Below are 18,585 nucleotides of genomic sequence, written 5' to 3'. Positions count from 1 at the left end.
GCTCGAACCGGATAAGCCGCCGCTGCGGGGAGCTTCAGTCGTCGCTCAGGAAGCGTCGCCGAGATAGGCGGAGACGATCTGCGGCGACGTCATCAAGTCGCGGGCCGTCCCCTCCGTCTTGATCATGCCGGATTCGAGTACGTAGCCGTAGCTCGCAATCGACAGCGCCTTGCGGGCGTTCTGCTCCACGAGCAGCACCGTCGTGCCGGCCTCGTTGATCTCGCGAATGGTCCGGAAGATGTCGTTGACGATCTGCGGCGCCAGACCCATCGACGGCTCGTCGAGCAGCAGCAGCTTCGGCCTCGCCATCAGCGCGCGGCCGATCGCCAGCATCTGCTGTTCGCCGCCGGACATTTGCCCGGCGAACTGCTTGCGGCGTTCGCGCAGCCGGCCGAAGCGGCGATAGACGCTCTCCAGATCCGTCCCGATCTGGTCGTCGTGCCGCGTATAGGCGCCGACCAGAAGATTGTCCTCGACGCTCATGTTCGACACCACGCGGCGGCCTTCCGGCACCAGGCTGACGCCGCGCCGCACGATCGAGTCGGTGGGTACGCGGCGGATGCTCTCGCCTTCGAGCAACAGATCGCCCGAGGACGCCACAACCAGCCCGCAAATCGCCGACAGCGTCGTGGTCTTGCCGGCGCCGTTGGCGCCGATCAGGCAAACGCAGGCGCCGGTGGGCACGCGCAGCGATACGCCTTCGAGCACGTCGACGGGCCCATAGCCGGCGCTGATGTTGCGGAGTTCAAGCATCCTCGTCGCGCCCCAGATAGGCTTCGATCACGGCCGGACTGCTGCGCACGTCCGCCGGTGTCCCTTCGGCGATCTCACGACCGAAGTTCAGACAGACGATGTGGTCGCTGACCTTGGAGACCAGGTCGATGTCGTGCTCGATCAGCAGCACGGTGATGCCTGAGTTCCTGATCTGGAGAATTAGTTCGCCGAGCCTGGCACGCTCGCTGTGATTCATGCCCGCCGCAGGCTCGTCGAGCAGCAACAGCCGCGGCCGCGCCGCCAGCGCCCGCGCGATTTCCACTCTTCGCCGATCGCCGTAAGACAGATCGCCGGCGGCGACATCGGCCAGATGGTCGATCCGCAGATCGGCCAGCAGCCCACGACATCGCTGTTCGGCCTCCATTTCCTCGCGCTTGACGCCGGGCCCGCGGAACATCACCGCGAGAACGCCGAGGCTGCGACCGAGATGTGTCCCGAGCAGAACATTGGCGAGCACCGTCTGGTCGGGTAGCAACCGGATGTTCTGAAACGTCCGCGCGACGCCGAGCGCGGCGACGCGATGCGGCGGCAAACCGGTCAGTTTCTCTCCATCGAGCGCGATCCGCCCGGCATCGCTGTGGTACAGCCCGGTGATCATGTTCATCGTGGTGGTCTTGCCGGAGCCGTTCGGCCCGATCAGCCCGGTGACGCGACCGGCCTTGGCGACGAAGGACACGCTGTCCACGGCGACGATGCCCTGGAAGCGCTTGCCGATCTGCCAGATCTCCAGTTCGGCGCCGATCATGTCTTTGCCGATCCGGGCTGCGCCGCCAGCTCGACGCCGCGCGCGCCTGTGCGCCGCCTCCGCAGGTTCAGCACCGACATCGCCCCACCCGGCAGATACAGCACGATCGCGACCACCAGCGCGCCCATCAGAATCTCGCGAAGCTGATTGGAGAAGCGTAGCGCTTCGGGAAGGATCGTCGTGAAGATCGCGCCGACGACCGGGCCGACCAGCGAGTTGACCCCGCCGAGGATCGGATAGATCAGCGCATCGACGCTGCGCAGCAGCCCGAAATCGCTCGGCCCGATGAAGTAGTTGAGATGCGCCGCGAGCGCACCTGCTGCTCCGCAGATGAACCCGCTGGCTATGAACAGTGACAGCCGGTGCGCGAATACGTTCACACCCATCGACTGGGCGACGACGTCGTCCTGCTTGATCGCTGCGATCGCCCTGCCGAAATACGACCGCCGCAGCGTGTACGTCACGTACAGGATGACGACGACAGCGAGCGCGAGGTGCCAGGTTTCGGTGTAGCGCGGAATGCTGACGATGCCGATGGCGCCGCCGGTCACGCTGTCCCAGTTCAGCGCGATCACCCGGACGACTTCGGTGAAGGCGAAGGTCGCCAGCATGAAGTAGTCGCCGCGCAATCGCAGCACCGGCGCGCCGATCAAAGCTGCACCCAGCGCGGAGAGCAGCGAACCGGCGATCACGGCCGGCGCGAACGGCCAGCCGAGCTCCATCGTGCAGTAGACGCTGCAATAGGCACCGAGCGCCATGAAACCACCGGTCGCCAGCGAGAACATGTTGGCGCTCAATGCCAGGAACAGCCCATAGGCGATCAGCGAATTGAGCAGGCACAGATCGATGATGTTCGAATAGCTGGCGAAGAACTGGCCGATCCATGCACTCATGCGCGGCGCTCTACGAAGCCGGAGAACAATCCGTTGGGCTTCACCAGCAGGATGAAGAAGATCAGCCCGAAGCCGATCGCATCGCGGAACGAGGACGAGACATAGGCCACGCTGAACACCTCGATCAGCCCCAGCACGAAGCCGCCGGCGACCGCTCCCGGCACGTTGCCGAGACCGCCGAGGATGATCACGGTGAGCCCCTTGACCAGCATCTGCTCGCCCATGAATGGCGAGACCACATTGAACAGATTGCCGAGCAGCATGCCCGACGCGCCGGCCAAGGCGCCGGCCAGAAAGAACGTGATCAGGATGGTGCGCCCCACCGGCACGCCGACGATGCGGGCGACGTCCTCGCTGAACGCCACCGTGCGAATGGCGCGCCCGGTGCGGCTTCGCTGCAGCACGAATGCCAGCAGCGCCATCAGCATCAGCGACACCACGAGGATCACGACCTGCAACAGTTGAATGCGGACGCCGCCGATCTCCCAGGAAATCTCCAACACGCCGCTGGCAGGATAGCGTTGCACCTGGGTGCCGAACACTTCCTGCGCCAGACCGACCATCATCCGCGCCAAAGCGAGACTCGCCACCAGCCCCATCCAGCGATGCCCGCCGCGCGCCCGCAGAGTCCGGAAGATCACGAGTTCGCTCACGACGCCGAGCAGGCCGCCGCCGATCAGCGCGACGACCAGCACCAGCGGTGCCGGCAGCCCGAGCCGCGCCGCTTCGAGGCCGAAATAGGCGCCGCCCATGAAGAAGGCGCCCTGCGCCATGTTGACGATGTTGAGCACGCCGAAGATCAGCGTGCACCCCATCGCGAACACCGCATAGGTCGACCCGAGCGAGATGCCGTTGACGAGCTGCTGCAGGAAGGTGGACATCACCGACGCCGCCGATCAGTCGCTGGCCAGCGTGAACTTGCCGTCCTTCATGATCAGCACTTTCGGCTGGATCACCGGCTCGCGGTGGTCATCGAACGAGAACTTTCCGTTGTTGGCGTCGATGTCCTTGGTGGCGGCGATCGCATCACGAAATTTCTTGGGATCCGAAACTCCGCCGGCTCGCTTCACCGCATCGGCCACGATCTCGACCGAAGTGAAGGCCTGGGCCGCGAAAGTGTCCGGATCGGAGTTGTACTTCTTGCGATAGGCGTCGACGAAGGCCTTGTTCTTCGGGCTGTCGTAGTTGATGAACCAGCCCGCGCCGACGGTGAAGCCGTCCGCGGCCGCGCCGGCCAGTTCCGCGAGCTTGGTCGAGATCGCCGCGTTGGCGCCGACGACGATCGTGGACGGCGGAATCCCGAGCTGGCGGGCCTGGCGGACGATGTTGGCGGTCTCCTCGGCGAGCCCGCCGATCACCAGCAGGTCGGGATTGGCCGCTTTGATCTTGGTGATCTGAGCCGAATAGTCGACGTCGCCCTTCTGGAAGGATTCAGTCGTGACGATCTTGATGCCTTCGGCTTCGAGCGCTTTTTTGTGCACCGCATAGGCCGACTTCATCAGCACGTCGTCGATGCCGTAAATCTGCGCCGCGGTCTTCGGCGCATACTTCTTCTTGACGTAGGCCAGTACGCCCGGAAACACCATCGCCTCCGGCGGGCTGGTCCGGAAGATGTGGTCGCCCATGTCGGTCACGCCGGGCGCCGTGTTCGAGCTCGCGATCACCGGCACGCCCGCCTTCTGCGCGATCGGATCGGCCGCGAATGCGGACGTGGTCAGCGTGGGTCCGAGGATGACGGCGACCTTTTCCTGATTGATCAGCCGCTGGAAGATGTTCACCGACTGACCACGATCGCCGGCGTCGTCCTGATGAATGCCGACGAGTTTGAAGTCGCCGAGCTTGCCCGATGCGTTGATTTGCTCGATCGCGAGTTCAGCGCCGTTCTTCTGCATCAGGCCGTACAGCGCGGCGGACCCGCCCGACGTCGCCTGGACGATGCCGATCTTGACCGGCGTCTCCGATCGGGCCGCACCGGACAAGGCCATCGCCCCGGCCGCGGACAACAATAACGCAACCATCGTTCTGTTCATCGACACGTCCCCTTTTGCGTAGATATGTCGCGCTGATGCGCCGCGCGCTTGATTAAGACAGTATAACTACATCGTTTTCGGTTGATCGCGAGAGTAAAGATAGGACATTTTATGCTTACTTATTGAACTGATCTTCTACTTATCGCGCAGTCGCCGCGATGAACCTTTCCTCATCACGTTCGAGCCGCAACTTCATCGAGAAACATCACCAGGTTCGATACCACGACATCGACATGAGGCGGCTGCTCGGCGCCGTTCAGCGGATCGACATGCAGGATCGGATCGACCACCAGCACTGTCTTCATGCCACGCTGGTGCGGCACCATGAGATTCCCGGGTCGATCCTCGAACATCGCCGACGTCGACGGCGCAATGGCGTGGCTCAGAAACAGCCTTTCGAACGCGCTCAGATGAGGCTTCCCGACGAAGCCGCTGTCCTCGATGCTGACAATGATGTCGAACACGCCGGCGAGCCCCATCGCCGCCAACGCCGCATCCGCGTGCCCGCGCGACGCATTGGTGAACACCGCCCGCCTGCCCGGCAGCGCCGCGATAGCCGCGATCAGACGATCGTTGGGAACGAGCGCCGACAGGTCGATATCGTGGACGAAGTCGAGAAAGTCGGCCGGCTCGACGCCGTGCAGTTCGACCATCCCCTGCAGCGTCGAGCCGAACCGCTCGTAGTAATCGAGGTGGAGCGCCTCTGCGGCAGCGTGTTCGAGCTGCATGTGCCGGGCCACGAACGCGACCACGCGGCGGCGGAGCTGTTCGTGCACGCCGATCGAGCGCGGATACAGCGTGTCGTCGAGATCGAAGATCCAGTTGTCGACATGCGCGAATGCCGCGCGCATGTCGCCGTCGTTGGGTACGTCCCTGGCACGCATCGAGACGATCATTCTGGTCGCTCTCAGGCTGGAACTCGAAGCGCCCGCTCCGTTCGGCTCAGGATACGGCTTCCTGCAGCCGCTTGATCGTGCGGTGCGCGCTCGGCTTGATGTCCTTGACGTCGAGGCTGATATCCAGCGCCCGGATCGAATGCGTCAGGTCGCCGACCGAGATGATGTCGACGCCGGTCTCCGCGATCGGCACGATCGTTTGCTCGTTGATGCCACCCGAGGCTTCGGTCATGGCGCGGCCGTCGACCAGCTTCAGGCCCTCGCGCATCTCGTCGAGATCCATGTTGTCGAACATGATGATCTCGACGCCGCAGGCCAACGCTTCTTCGACCATCTCGAGCGTCTCGCACTCCACCTCGATCTTGAAGGTGTGCTGCGCGGTGGCGCGCAGCGTCTCGATCGCGCTGGTAATCGAGCCGGCGATCTTGATGTGGTTGTCCTTGACCAGAATGCAGTTGGCGAGGCTGAAGATGTGGTTGTGCGCGCCGCCGACGCGGACGGCGTATTTCATGATCATCCGCAGGCCCGGCCAGCCCTTGCGGGTGTCGGTCAGCCGCACTTTGGTGTGCTTGACGAGATCGACGTAGCGGCGCGTCTTCGTGGCGATGCCCGACATCTGCTGCAGCCAGTCGAGCGAATTACGTTCGATGATGAAGAAGGTCGAGGCCCTCGCCTGAACGCGCAGCAGCACGGTGCCCGGGCTCACCAGATCGCCGTCCTGCACGACGTATTCGATCCGCGCATCGGGGTCGATCTGCTTGATCGTTTCATCGGCCAGCAGCAGGCCGCAGACGATACCATGGCCCTTGGCGTAGATCTGCGCGGTCTGGACCGGATCGTCGCCGACCAGGAAACCGCCGGTGGTGTCGCCCGGCCCGAGTTCTTCGCGCAGTGCCTGTTCGACCAGCGGCCGGATCATGAAGCGGTTCAATCTCATCGGAACGGTCCTCTCAGGAAGAAAGCTTGTTGGTGAACGCCTTGCCGGCCTTCATGACGAGATGCAGTCGCGACCGGTCCTCCATCACGCGGATATCCGCGAGCGGATCACCGTCGACGACCAGCACGTCTGCGATCTTGCCCGGCGCGAGCGCGCCGAGTTCCGGACGCTCGATGCATTCGGCGGCCTTGCTGGTGGACGCGACGATCACGTCCATCGGGGCCATGCCGAGCCAGTCGACCATGAATTTGAGTTCGGTCATGTTCTCGCCGACCAGCAGGCGATGCGACTGATCGGTGCCCATCGCGACCTTGACGCCGCGCCGCACCGCATCCTTCCAGATCGGGATCTGGTCCTGCATCAGATCGTAGATCTGCTTGTCCTTGACGTCTTCCTGGCCCATCTGGTGGCCGGCCCACGACTTGTCGTCGGCGCGCTTCTTCACCGACAGCGGCACCAGTGCCAGCGTCGGCACCCACCAGGTATCGGACTTGATCATCTCGTCGGCGCATTCCTCGTCGAGGAACCAGCCATGCTCGAGCGTGTGGACGCCGGACTTCACCGCGTTGCGGATGCCGTCGATGCCTTCGGCATGCACCGCGACGCGCCGGCGCTTGGCGGCGGCCTCCTCGACGGCGGTGCGGATCTCCTCGATGGTGAATTGCGGCTCGTCCCAGCTATCGGTCACCGAGGTGATGCCGCCGGTCGCGCAGATCTTGATGAAGTCGGCGCCGCGCATCAGCAGCTCACGCACCAGGCGACGGATGTCCTCGACGCCGTCGGCCACGGTGTCGGGCAGCCAGGCGCGCTTCTTGATCCGCATGTCGGCCGGCACCCAATAGTCGCCGTGGCCGCCCGTCTGCGAAATCATGCCGAGCGAGATCAAGAGCCGCGGGCCGTCGATCAGGCCCTCTTCGATCGCGGTGCGAAACCCGGCATCGGCGCCGCCCATGTCGCGTGCGGTGGTGATGCCGCAGGCCAGCGTCTCGCGAAAGATATCGATCGATCGGAGGACGTTGTAAGTGGGTGTGTTGAGCAGATGCTGACGCATGTCGCGTGCGCGGTAGGTGCCGTGCACGTGGCAATCAATGAAGCCCGGCAGAATTGTGCGTCCCGACGCGTCGAGGCGCTCGGCACTGGAAGGAATTGCTACTTTGTCGGCTGATCCCGCAGCGATTATTCTCCCGTTCTCGATCACCACGACGCCGGACTTGATCGGATCGCCTCCGAGTCCATCAATCAAGGTGCCGCCGACAATTGCAGAGAGCATACGCAAGACATCCTTTCATTCGCATCGAAGGCTAACAGGGCCGGAACAGCGGCGTAGTACCAAGCGACGATCAATCCATGGGTCCACCCGCCGACCCGGTGCGACCAGTTGTCTCTTCACGACAGGTCGACGGTGACCGTCTTGATTTCCGTGTAGAACGCCAGCGCGCTCATCCCGAGTTCGCGCCCCAGTCCGGACCGCTTGGTGCCGCCGAACGGAGCGAACAGGCTGGTCGAACTCGCGCTCGGCAAGCCGTTGACGGCGATCATGCCCGTGCGCACCGCCTTCGCCACCCGCAGCGCTTGTCCGATATCGCGCGACCACACCGATCCGTTGAGGCCATAGGCCGAAGCATTTGCCATGCCAACAGCATCGGCCTCGGTGTCGAACGGCGTGATGCTGCACACCGGACCGAACACCTCCTCGCGATACAGCGCCATGTCCGGTGCGACGTCTGCGAACACGGTCGGCAGATAGAAATTGCCGCCCGGCAAATCGTCGGGGCGATGCCCGCCGGTCAGCAGCCGGGCCCCCTCGATTTCCGCGCGGCGCACGTTGTGATCGACCCGGCTCCAGTGCGCTTGTGAGATCAGCGGCCCCAGCGTCGTCGCGGCATCGAGCGGCGAGCCAGGCTTCAGCCCGGCCAATTCCCGCACCAGCGCCTCCGTGAAGGCTTCGACCGCGGAGCGCTGCACCAGCAGTCGGGAGCGGGCCGAGCAGGATTGTCCGGCATTGCCGAACGCGGCTCCGACCGCGCTCTTCGCCGCCTTCGCGATGTCGGCATCGGCGAACACGATGCAGGCATTCTTGCCGCCGAGCTCGAGCGCGACGCTCTTCACCGTGCCCGCTGCGGCCCGCATCACCGCCGCGCCGACCGCGGTCGATCCGGTGAACGAGATGCCGTCGATCGTATCATGCTCGGCGAGCAACTGCCCGATCTCCCCGCCACCCGGCAGAATGTTCACGACACCGGCGGGAACTCCGCAAGCGGCGATCACTTCCGCGAGCAAAAGCGTCGACATCGGGGTCAGCGGCGACGGCTTCAACAGGCAGGTGCAGCCCGCAGCCAGCGCCGGAGCGAGCTTCCAGGCTGCGGCCAGCAGCGGGAAATTCCACGGGGTGATCTGGGCGACGACGCCGAGCGGCTCCCGGAGCGTGAAGTTCAGCAGATTGTCGGAGATCGGAATGGTGTCGCCGAAGAATTTGTCCATCGCGCCGGCGTAGTAATTGAACACGCGCGCTGCGCCCGCGACTTCCCGCCGCGCGCCGGAGATCGGCTTGCCCCCGTTGACGGCCTCCAGTAGGGCGAAATCCTCGGCGCGCGCCAGGATGCCGTCGGCGATCGCCCGCAGAATCTGGCCCCGTTCATAAACAGGCATCCGCGGCCAGTCGCCGTGATCGAATTCCCGCCGGGCGGCGGCGATGGCTTCGATCGCCTGCGCCGGTGTGGCAGGCGCAACCTGGCCAATCGGATCGTTGGTGGCAGGATCGAAAATCGGCTCTCGGGGCCCGCCCGTGGTCTGGAACACGCCGGCGATGAAGGGCGTTTGCCGAATGGGCGGGAGAGCGCGGGTCATGCTCAGGCCAGCGCCTTGGACGCCTGCATCTGCTGATACATCCGGGCCGCGGCGTCGCCCGGCGATGTCGCGCCGGTGATCAGCCGACCGACGATCGCGAAGCGACGCGGGCAGACGGCGGAGGCCGCGAACGACGTCTCGATGCTGCCGCCGAGCGCGCCGAACCCGGTCAGCAGCACCACCGGCGAAGTCACGTTCGCGGCGATCCATGTCGACCAGCGTCCGATCTTGCCCAGATCGTGCGCCGGGAGAACGAAATGATCGGCCTTGTTGGCGACGGCCCGCACCAAGATGCGATCGAGCGCGTCGTCGAGCATGTAACCGCCCCCGGACACACCGTAATCCGGCACGGGAATCTCGCCGCCGACCACCGCGACGATGTTGGCGCGGATCGCCTCGCCGACAAAGCCGTCCACCGCGGTCGGCCCCGCGACCGGAAACAGGATCAGACCATCGACGTCGGCATCCTTGCACATCGCGGTGTACTTCACCGCCATGTCGGGCATGTCGGGTCCGGCTTTCTGGTGGTCGTACAGGATCGGCAGATCGGTGAGATCGCGCAGCCGGCGCATCGACTCCTTCAGGCCGAACCGCATCACCGAGGTGAGGCCGAGCTTGTAGCCGGCGACACCCTCGCGCTTCGACGTCTCGCGCACCACGAATTCGAGTTGTTCGTGGGAATCGATGTCCAGCGCGGGCACAATGCCCATCGCGCCCTCGAGTAGTTTCGCCATTCGGTCCTCGTCGATATCTATCGGAAGAACGCTAGGCCGACCTGTCACCGCCCCCAAGGTCCGGCTGCTGTCGTGTTGTTGGTACCAGAGCGGAGGAAGCCCCCCCGGCGAGGCGACCTTGCGGATCAGTGAAGAGCCACAGTTGTCCTCACCTGCCGCCTGGCCGCGATCGCCAGTCGATCGATCGCGTCGACCAGCACCTGCTGATCCACGTCCCGGCCGATCAGCACGATGCGGTTGCGCTGCCCGGCGACCGGCCAGGCCGCCAGATCGGCGGGTTTGTGGAGCAGGCCCTGCACCGCGTGCAGGACGGTGGGGCTGTTCGACCCGACGATGTCCAGCATCGCTTTCATCCGCAGCAGCATCGGCCCGAGCAAGCCGAGCGTGTGATCGAGCCACGCGTCCAGCAGGTCCGGATCGATCGCGCCGTCGAAGGCGTGCGAGGCCGTCACGATCGGTGGCGGCTCTCCGGTGCATGCCGGGCCCCGCGTCCGCGTCGCGGCCCGCGGCAGGTCGAGCGCATCCGGCCAGACCATCTCCAACGTCGCTGCGCTCGGATGGACGACGATCTGCTGCGCGTGCGGATTGATCGCGGTGAGTTCGCGCTGCACCGCCGCCACGTCCGCCTCTCCAACAATGTCCGCTTTCGAAATCAGCAATCGATCCGCCAGCGCCACCTGCATCCGCGCTTCGGGATGATCCTGCACCGTTTGCAGAAACACGCGGGCATCGACGACAGTGACGACGCCGGCGAGCGCGATGCGGTGGTTGAAGAAACCGTCCGGGATCAACTGCTCGAGCACCGCCGCAGGATCGGACAGACCACTGGTCTCGACCACCATTCGCCGAAACGGCGGCAGGCTGCCATTGCGGCTGCGCCGCAGCAGCCCTTCCAGCGTCGGCGCCAGACTTCCTTTGGCGCGACAGCACAGGCATCCGCCGTCGAGCAGGGTCACCGTGTCGGCGCCCTGCTCGACCAGCAAATGATCGAGGCCGACATCGCCGGCCTCGTTGATCACCACCGCGGTATCGCAGAAGTCGTCGCCCGCCAGCAGCGCGTTCAGCAGCGTGGTCTTGCCCGAGCCGAGAAAGCCCGTCAGCAGCACCAGCGGGATTCGAGTCATGCCTCGATCTGCCGCGTCAGCAGCCGGATCGCGGCCGCGACGGCCGAAAGCCGGACATTGTCGCGGCTGCCGAGAAAGACGTGACGTTCCGCCAGCAGCGGCGCGTCCTTGCGGGCGGCTGCGACGTAGATCGTACCGACCGGGTTGTTGGCATTGCCGCCGCCTGGACCCGCATAGCCCGTGACCGCGACGGTGACCGCCGCACCGGAGTTCGACAGCAGACCCTCGGCCAGTCCCTTCGTCACTTCGGCGCTCACCGCACCGTGCTGCGCGGACACTTCCTCGGCGACGCCGAGGCCGGTCGCCTTCGCACTTTCATGATACAGCACGTAACCGCGATCGAAGATCTGCGACGCGCCGGACACCGAGGTCAGGCAGGAGCTGACCAGACCCGCAGTCACCGTCTCCGCAGCAGCCAGGCGAATGCCCTTGCGCTTGGCCGCCTCGAGCGCAGCCGTCGCGGCTTCGAGCAGCACGGCGGGAAAAATCGTTTCGCTTTCGCTCAGGAACAGTTCGTCTGTTTGCATGATCAGCTCGTTCGCAGTCGACTTTTCTCGACGATGCTTGCCACCAGCCCGCGAAGTCAACGTCTTCGCCGGCGTGGTTCCAGAAGGTCGTTACGAACTGGACCTCCGCGCCCCGGCTATGACTTGCTGCAATGCCCGGAATAGTCTTTGCTGGGCCGGGCGCAATTTGATGGGGACAAAGGTGCTTATCACGCTCGACCGCACCGGCGCGGAAAGTCTGCAGGAACAGATCTATCAGCGGATCCGCGAGCAGATCGTCAACGGAACGCTCCGCGTCGGCGCTTCCGTGCCGTCGTCGCGACTGTTGGCAACCCAACTCAAAGTCTCACGCAATTCGGTCATCTTCGGCTACGAGCGCCTGATCAACGAAGGCTATTTGATCGCGCGGCCTATGGTCGGCACCTTCGTGGCCGACGTGTTGCCCGATCGCAGCGTCGGCGCAGAACGGATCGGTGTCCCCGCCGACCCCGAGGCAACGGACCGGCCGGCTGCCTCGATCTTCACCGGCCGCCCTCACGCGATCCTCAACAATTCGAACATCCCGATCGATTTCTGGACCCAGCGCACCGACCCGCGCGCTTTCCCGCTGAAGACATGGCGGCGGCTGGTGATGCAATCGCTCGCGGCCGCGGGACACAATCTGACCGAATACGGCGATCCCTGCGGATTGATGCAGCTCCGCATGGAAATCGCCGAGCATGTCGGCGCCGCGCGCGGATTGCGCGTGCGGCCCGAGCAGGTGGTGATCGTGGCCGGCGCGCAACTCGCGCTGAACCTCGTACTCCGCCTGCTCGCCTCTCCGGGCGACGAGATCGCGGTGGAGAATCCGTGCAATCAGGGCGCGGCCTATCTGTTCGAAAGCCATCATATGCGGCTGCTCCCGATCGCGGTGGATCGCGCCGGTATCGACACGTCGCAGGTCGCCGCGTCGCATGCGCGCCTCGCTTATCTGACGCCGTCGCACCAGTTTCCAATGGGGGCGACGCTGTCGCTGGAGCGCCGCAGGGTCATCGCCCGCTGGGCCCAGAGCACGGGCGCACACGTCGTGGAGGACGATTACGACAACGAATTCCGCTATGACGGCGCGCCGCTTCCGGCGCTGGCCGCGATGGCGCCGGATCATGTGATCTATCTCGGCACCTTCTCCAAAACGCTCGGCGCCGGACTGCGGACCGGCTACGCGATCTTCCCCGAACATCTGGTGGACGCGGCCGCGACCGCGAAGGCGCTGCTCGACAATGGCCAGGTTTGGCTCGAGCAGGCCGCGCTGGCGCGCCTCATGCAGAGCGGCGGCTTTGCACGTCATTTGCGCCGCTGTCAGCAGCACTACTATGCGCGACGCAACGCGCTGATCGCACGACTGCGCGAGCGCTTCGGCGACGTCGAACTGATGGGCACCGATGCCGGAACCCACCTCGCATGGCGGCTGCCGCCGTCGCTCGCGCCGGCGCACAACATCAAGGCGATCGCGCGGACCCGCAATATCGGGGTCTATACCGTGCAGTCCGGCGGCGGTCATGAATATGACGGTGATCAGTACGAGACCGGCTGGCTGCTGCTCGGCTATGCCTCGTTGTCCGAAGACCAGATCCGGGCCGGCATCGACCGGCTGGCCGAGGTCTTGACCGACAACGACTTGCTGCGGCCCGGCGCGCGAGCGCACCGCACCCCGCTCGCTCCCGGCTAGCTTCGCGCGAATGCGCCGCTCGCGACGCACCAATATCTTCAGCTCAGCGAAGATTCATGCAATCCAAGCCGCGGTGCCGTTGTTGGTGGACGACAACATCGAGAAGTAGGGTTCCAGCGTTGCCAACATCCGATCTCCGCATGCGTCGAGAGCGTCCGGAGAACGCACGCGTATTGTTCAACGGCTGAACTAATAAGTAGCAGTCAGCACCATTTTCGTGCAGCTAGGCTAACCTCATCAACAGAATTCATGTAGAGAATTATTTCCATGAATTTGACTTAAGTCAACGTCGCATCCATTTTTTGAGAATGGACGCCACAGATTCAGAGATGGTCGTACTCAAAGGATGGACGCTATCCAGGTCTCGTTCGACCAAATGGTCGGTCCTGTGATTGACGGCCGCGTGTTGAGTAGCCTCAGGGAGCGGCCGTCAGGCCGATGGTCCCGATGACGCGCATCGTGATCGAGCACGGCCTGGTACTCACGATGGACCAGGCCGGCCGGATCATCGAAGATGGTCGGGTCGTGGTCGACGGGCGCGACATCGTCGCCGTCGGACGATGCAGCGACGATCCCGGCCCGCCTTGCGATCTCGTCATCGACGCCACGGGAAGGATCGTGCTTCCGGGGCTGGTGAATTCCCATACGCATCTGTGCATGGCGTTCGGCCGGACGATCGGCCCGGAGCGACGCTTGCTGGAGTGGCTCGATCTCATCATGCCGATGATGGCGGCGATGGACGAGGAGGCGCTCTACGTCGCCGAACTGCTTGGCTGCGTCGAGAACATCAAGAACGGCAATACCAGCCTCGTCGAGAACATCTTCATGCCGCCACAGGCGGCATCCGATCCCGAAGACTCCGCATTCCGCGCGCTCCGCGACAGCGGCGTCCGCGGCACCGTCGCGCGCGCGACCGAAGCGCGGAGTTTCGACCCGCGGTTCTGCGAGACGGCCGCCGAGCAGGCGGAGCGAGTCGGCCGCCTTGCCGGTCGCTGGCACGGCGATGAGGACGGCCGTCTGCGACTGTCGATCGGACCATTGCTGCCCTGGGTGGTGGATGAGGCCGGCTTTCGCGAGACGCGCCGGATCGCCCGCGACAACGGCCTCGCCCTGCACATGCACGTCGCCGAGTCGCCCGAGTTCAATCACATGATCGCGCGCCATTTCGGTCGCGACATCCGTCAAGTCGAACTGCTCGATGAAGTCGGCTGCCTCGGCCCGGACGTGCAGGCGATCGCCTGCTCCGACGTGTCGCCCCGCGAGATCGAATTGCTCGCCCAGAGCGGCACCGCCGTCTTGTTCGATCCGCCGACGCGGCTGTTCTGGGGAACCGGGTTTCCGCCGATCGGGGACTTCCTCGCGGCAGGCATCACCTGCGGTCTCGCGACCAACGGCGCCGCGGCGAATTGCGGGCAGGATCTGTTCGAGAGCATGAAATACGCCTGCGCGACCGCCAAGACGGCGGCCAACGATCCACGCGCTCTCACTGCCGCGCGCGCGCTTCGCATGGCGACCGTCGAAGGGGCGCGCGCGATCGGGCTGCCGGAAACCGGATCGATCGAGGTCGGCAAGCGCGCCGACCTGATCACGGTGGACGCGCGGCAGCCGCATCTTGCGCCGCTGTTCGATCCCGAGAAGGCGCTGGTTTACAGCGCGCGCGGCGCCGATGTCCGCGACGCCGTGATCGACGGCCGCGTCGTGATGCGGGATCGCAAGATCCTGACGGTCGACGAGACTGCCCTGCTCGCCGAGGTCGACCGCGTGGCGCGCCGCTGCGCGGCGAGCGCGGGGATCGCACTTCCAGAGGCTCGACTGATGGGGATTTCCAACCATGCTTAAAGTGGTGTCGCTGGTGGTCGCCGTGATCGTCTGGGGATTGCTGTCGCTGACATTGCCGCCGGAGATCTTCCCCGGTCCGGTCGAGACCGCGAAGGTGCTGTGGGCCGAGATCGCCGGCGGGCGCGTGGAAACGGATGTCGCCATGACGATGCTGCGCGTCGTCGGCGGCCTCGTTCTCGCGCTGCTGCTCGGCGTTCCGGTCGGCGTCCTGATGGGGCTCAACCGGCGCGCCGAGGCCGTGCTCGACGTCTGGGTGATGATCGGACTGACCGTCCCCAGCCTGTGCTACGCCATCATGGCCTTCATGTGGTTCGGGCTGAACGAGGGCGCCGCCATCATCGCCATCGCCGTCACCGCTGCGCCCTCGATCACGATCAACATCTGGGAGGGCGTGAAGAACGTCGATACCAAACTCGTCGCCATGGCCCGCATCTTCGAGGCCTCGCGACCGACCATCGTGCGCCGCGTGCTGCTTCCGCAGATCTACCCTTACGTGATGGCGTCCGCGCGTTTCGGGCTTGGCATCATCTGGAAGATCACGGTTCTGGTGGAATTGATCGGCCGCCCGAACGGAGTCGGGTTCAAACTGTTCTACTGGTATCAGCTCGCCGATATGCGCCAGGTTCTCGCCTGGACGCTGCTGTTCACCATCATCATGCTACTGATCGAGCTCGTCATCCTGAAGCCGATCGAGCGCCGCATCTTCGCCTGGCGTCCGGAGGTCGCAGTATGAAGCCCGCCATCCACGTCGCATCGCTGCGGAAAACCTTCAAAGGGCGCGACGGCGCGATCCACACCGTCTTGAAGGATCTCGACCTCGAGGTCGGCGTCGGCGAATTCCTGTGCATCCTCGGTCCGTCGGGCTGCGGCAAGTCGACCCTGCTCAACGTCCTCGCCGGTCTGGACAAGGTCTATGACGGTCGAGCCGACGTCAGCGGCGGCCGGATCGGCTATCTGTTTCAGGAGCCGCGCCTGCTGCCGTGGCTGACCGCGGAAGGCAACCTCGACTTCGCACTGTCGAGTTGTCGCGTGCCGACGGAGCGCTGGAGCGAACTGAAATCCCGCTATCTCGCAATGACGGGACTGTCCGACTATCGCAATTACTATCCGCATCAGATTTCGGGCGGCATGGCCCAGCGGCTGGCACTGGTGCGCGCTCTGTGTGTCGAGCCCGGCATCCTGCTGATGGACGAACCGTTTTCGGGGCTCGACGAGATCACGGCGCGGCGCATCCGCACCGACCTGCTGACGATCTGGGAGGAGACCCGCAAGACGATCGTCTTCGTCACGCACAACGCCTACGAGGCCTGTTTCCTCGCCGACCGCATTCTCGTGATGTCCGGTGGCGCGTTCCAGCAGGAGATGCGGGTCCCGATCGCCCGGCCGCGCAGCTACGACGACCCGGCCGTGTTCGAACTGAGCCGCGACGTCATCAAGGCGTTCGGCGACGGCATCGGGCGCGAAGCTGCGCCGACCATCGCCCGCCAGCCGCCATCGGGTCTGGTCGACGATCTCGACCGTCACACTGCTGCCCGCATGAACATCTGAAACCGTCAATCGATTGGAGCGAGTATGCTAATCCGTCTAGGGTTCTTCGCCGCCGTCCTGTTCGCGACGACCAGCGCCGCAACCGCGCAAGTCAAAGTGCGGATCGGTGATCTCGCGCAATCCCTCAACGAGATCGGGTCGCGCGCGATGATCGATCAGGGGATCGACAAGAAATACGGCATTGCCGCCGAGTATCGGGCCTACCCGACACTCGACGGATTGTTCACCGCGATCCGCGGCAAGGACGTCGATGTCGGCTTCGGCGGCTGGACGGCGATCGCCCAGTTCCGCGGCAAGGGCATGCCGGTGACGATGATCTTCCCTGTCGGGCGCGGCACGACGGTCGACGTCATCGTGCCGACTGCGTCGCCGATCAAGAGCATCGCCGACCTGAAGGGCAAGAAGGTCGGCTCCTTCGCCGGCGCGGCCGGGACCGCGACCGTGCTGTTTCGCGTGATCGCATCCAAGTTCTACAATTTCGATCCGGGCAAGACCGGCGATCTGCAGTTCGCCGGGCCGGGGCTTCTTCCCGCGCTGCTCGACAAGGGCGAGATCGACGCCGCGGTGATGTTCGATCCGCTCGCAGCCAAGCTCGAAGGATCGGGCAAGTACAGATCGATCGGCAATCTGGCGGACGCTTACAAGGCCGGCACCGGCGACGACTTCCTCTGGATCGGCTACTCGACGAACGACGATTTCATCAAGGCCGAGCCGGAAGCCTTGACCAACTTCACGCGGGCCTGGCTCGAGGCGCTCGACTACGTCAAGAGTCACCCCGAAGTCTTCGAGGCTTACGGCAAGAAATATGGGTTGGAGCCTGCCGCGGTCGACCTTCTCCGTCAGCGCGTGCTGGCCGACTACACCACCAAATGGGACGACGCCACGATCGCGACCCTGAAACGCTTCGGCGAGATGGCCAACGACGTCATGGGCGGAGGCTATCTCGACACGGTGCCGGCCGCGGCCTTCTCGACGCGTTTCGATCCACGCAAGTAACGAGAGCGGACCGGCGCTTCGGCCCAGCCACCCCGACGGCCGGCGCTCGATTCAGCGCTGGTCCGCTTTCACCCGCCCGGTGCCGCCCTCCCGGCTCAAGATGGCCGCACTGGTCTGGCACATCCAGTTGATGCCGGTGTCGTTTGCAAAGCGGGAATGGCTGTGCACGCGAACTTCGATCGGGGGCAACTCGAACGGGAGATCGAGCAGGCGAAAATCTCTGGCACGATGTAGATCCAGCGCCAGCAATCTCGGAAAGATCGCAACCAGATCGGAATGACGAACGATCTCCGGTGCCGTCGTGAAGTGCCCTCGCACGGCAATCCGCGGCCGGGCGTCTTCGTCTGCGAGCCATTGCTCCGCCAACTGATAGACCGACGACGTCGTTCGGGCGAAGAAGAACCGCAGCTTGGAGAAATTCGCCCGCGTCAGCTTGGACTTCGCAATCGGGTGATTGGCGCGCACCAGGCAGATGTATCGATCGTTGAAAGTGTCGATACTGATCAGGTCCTTCTCCGGCGCGCTGATGGCGCCGATCGCGAGATCGATCTCGCCCGATCGCATCGAGCTCACGACGCTGTCCGGAAGCAGCGGCACGATGTGAACGCGCACGAACGGGGAAATCCGCGACAATTCGCTGATCAGGCGCGGAAGGATGTACACCTCCGCGATGTCCGACATCGCGACCCTGAACGTGCGCTCGGTGACCCGCGGATCGAACACCACACCGCTCTGCAGAGTGCGATTGAGCAGCTCGAACGCCTGATCGAGCGGCCCGTGCAACCGTACCGCCGCATCGGTCGGAAGCATCCTGTTCGCCACCCTGACGAACAGCGGATCGCCGAAGCGCTCGCGCAGACGACGCAGCGCATGACTGATCGCAGGTTGGGTCAGCCCCAGGCGATCCCCCGCGGCGGTGAGGCTGCGCAGATCCCAGATCGCCAGAAAAACCCGCAGCAAGTTCAGATCGAGATATTCATTAGTCCGGCTCATACGGACGATTATGAC

Annotated in this window: 18 protein-coding genes; 5 read left to right on the top strand and 13 right to left on the bottom strand. The window is 64.7% G+C overall.

The features are described from left to right. Window positions 1-45 precede the first annotated feature (45 nt). The 12 genes from SR870_RS00615 to SR870_RS00560 form a co-directional block, all read right to left on the bottom strand. Window positions 46-753, bottom strand: a complete 708-nt coding sequence (locus SR870_RS00615) for an ABC transporter ATP-binding protein (protein ID WP_322516126.1) — start codon at window positions 751-753, stop codon at window positions 46-48. Continuing rightward, window positions 746-1,519, bottom strand: coding sequence for an ABC transporter ATP-binding protein (locus SR870_RS00610; RefSeq protein WP_322516125.1), 774 nt, complete (start codon window positions 1,517-1,519; stop codon window positions 746-748). Before SR870_RS00610 ends, SR870_RS00615 begins: the two co-directional genes overlap by 8 nt. Beyond that, window positions 1,516-2,412, bottom strand: coding sequence for a branched-chain amino acid ABC transporter permease (locus tag SR870_RS00605; RefSeq protein ID WP_322516124.1), 897 nt, complete (start codon window positions 2,410-2,412; stop codon window positions 1,516-1,518). The genes SR870_RS00610 and SR870_RS00605 overlap by 4 nt, the downstream gene beginning before the upstream one ends. Continuing rightward, window positions 2,409-3,293 (bottom strand): branched-chain amino acid ABC transporter permease, encoded by an 885-nt coding sequence (locus tag SR870_RS00600; RefSeq protein WP_322516123.1) that lies wholly within the window; start codon window positions 3,291-3,293, stop codon window positions 2,409-2,411. Before SR870_RS00600 ends, SR870_RS00605 begins: the two co-directional genes overlap by 4 nt. A 15-nt stretch (window positions 3,294-3,308) precedes the next feature. Next, window positions 3,309-4,430, bottom strand: a complete 1,122-nt coding sequence (locus tag SR870_RS00595; protein ID WP_322516122.1) for an ABC transporter substrate-binding protein — start codon at window positions 4,428-4,430, stop codon at window positions 3,309-3,311. Window positions 4,431-4,615: 185 nt separating this feature from the next. Continuing rightward, on the bottom strand, window positions 4,616-5,338 hold the full coding sequence (locus tag SR870_RS00590) for a pyrimidine 5'-nucleotidase (protein ID WP_322516121.1): 723 nt from the start codon (window positions 5,336-5,338) through the stop codon (window positions 4,616-4,618). 46 nt (window positions 5,339-5,384) lie between these two features. After that, a complete protein-coding gene (gene nadC / locus SR870_RS00585) occupies window positions 5,385-6,275 on the bottom strand; it encodes a carboxylating nicotinate-nucleotide diphosphorylase (protein WP_322516120.1) in 891 nt (296 codons plus the stop codon). Between the two features lie 13 nt (window positions 6,276-6,288). Next, entirely contained in the window at window positions 6,289-7,545 is a 1,257-nt protein-coding gene (locus SR870_RS00580) for an amidohydrolase family protein (RefSeq protein ID WP_322516119.1), read from the bottom strand. Between the two features lie 116 nt (window positions 7,546-7,661). Beyond that, the gene (locus tag SR870_RS00575; protein ID WP_322516118.1) at window positions 7,662-9,122 is read right to left on the bottom strand and encodes an aldehyde dehydrogenase family protein; all 1,461 of its coding nucleotides are present in this window, start codon (window positions 9,120-9,122) and stop codon (window positions 7,662-7,664) included. 2 nt (window positions 9,123-9,124) lie between these two features. Continuing rightward, entirely contained in the window at window positions 9,125-9,856 is a 732-nt protein-coding gene (locus tag SR870_RS00570) for an orotidine 5'-phosphate decarboxylase / HUMPS family protein (protein ID WP_322516117.1), read from the bottom strand. Between the two features lie 125 nt (window positions 9,857-9,981). Next, complete coding sequence (locus tag SR870_RS00565; protein WP_322516116.1) at window positions 9,982-10,980, bottom strand: GTP-binding protein; 999 nt, start codon at window positions 10,978-10,980, stop codon at window positions 9,982-9,984. Then, window positions 10,977-11,456 (bottom strand): CinA family protein, encoded by a 480-nt coding sequence (locus tag SR870_RS00560; RefSeq protein WP_322516115.1) that lies wholly within the window; start codon window positions 11,454-11,456, stop codon window positions 10,977-10,979. The genes SR870_RS00565 and SR870_RS00560 overlap by 4 nt, the downstream gene beginning before the upstream one ends. Between SR870_RS00560 and SR870_RS00555 the strand changes: the two genes are divergently transcribed. The 5 genes from SR870_RS00555 to SR870_RS00535 all read left to right on the top strand — a co-directional run bounded on the left by SR870_RS00555 (window position 11,416) and on the right by SR870_RS00535 (window position 17,577). After that, window positions 11,416-13,194: a PLP-dependent aminotransferase family protein gene (locus tag SR870_RS00555; protein WP_322516114.1), complete on the top strand. Its 1,779-nt coding sequence runs from the start codon at window positions 11,416-11,418 to the stop codon at window positions 13,192-13,194. The genes SR870_RS00560 and SR870_RS00555 overlap by 41 nt on opposite strands. A 447-nt stretch (window positions 13,195-13,641) precedes the next feature. Further along, on the top strand, window positions 13,642-15,033 hold the full coding sequence (locus tag SR870_RS00550) for an amidohydrolase (protein ID WP_322516113.1): 1,392 nt from the start codon (window positions 13,642-13,644) through the stop codon (window positions 15,031-15,033). Next, window positions 15,026-15,766 (top strand): ABC transporter permease, encoded by a 741-nt coding sequence (locus SR870_RS00545; RefSeq protein WP_322516112.1) that lies wholly within the window; start codon window positions 15,026-15,028, stop codon window positions 15,764-15,766. The genes SR870_RS00550 and SR870_RS00545 overlap by 8 nt, the downstream gene beginning before the upstream one ends. Further along, window positions 15,763-16,581 (top strand): ABC transporter ATP-binding protein, encoded by an 819-nt coding sequence (locus SR870_RS00540; protein WP_322516111.1) that lies wholly within the window; start codon window positions 15,763-15,765, stop codon window positions 16,579-16,581. Before SR870_RS00545 ends, SR870_RS00540 begins: the two co-directional genes overlap by 4 nt. Before the next feature lie 24 nt (window positions 16,582-16,605). Continuing rightward, window positions 16,606-17,577, top strand: coding sequence for an ABC transporter substrate-binding protein (locus tag SR870_RS00535; protein ID WP_322516110.1), 972 nt, complete (start codon window positions 16,606-16,608; stop codon window positions 17,575-17,577). Window positions 17,578-17,628: 51 nt separating this feature from the next. On the opposite strand, the gene SR870_RS00530 is transcribed toward SR870_RS00535, so the two are convergent. Further along, window positions 17,629-18,570: a LysR family transcriptional regulator gene (locus SR870_RS00530; RefSeq protein WP_322516109.1), complete on the bottom strand. Its 942-nt coding sequence runs from the start codon at window positions 18,568-18,570 to the stop codon at window positions 17,629-17,631. Window positions 18,571-18,585: the final 15 nt, after the last annotated feature.

Origin of the sequence: Rhodopseudomonas palustris (assembly GCF_034479375.1) — a bacterium.
GTDB lineage: Bacteria > Pseudomonadota > Alphaproteobacteria > Rhizobiales > Xanthobacteraceae > Rhodopseudomonas > Rhodopseudomonas palustris_M.
Note: the sequence above shows the minus strand (reverse complement) of the source record. Positions and strands in the feature narration are given on the sequence as shown.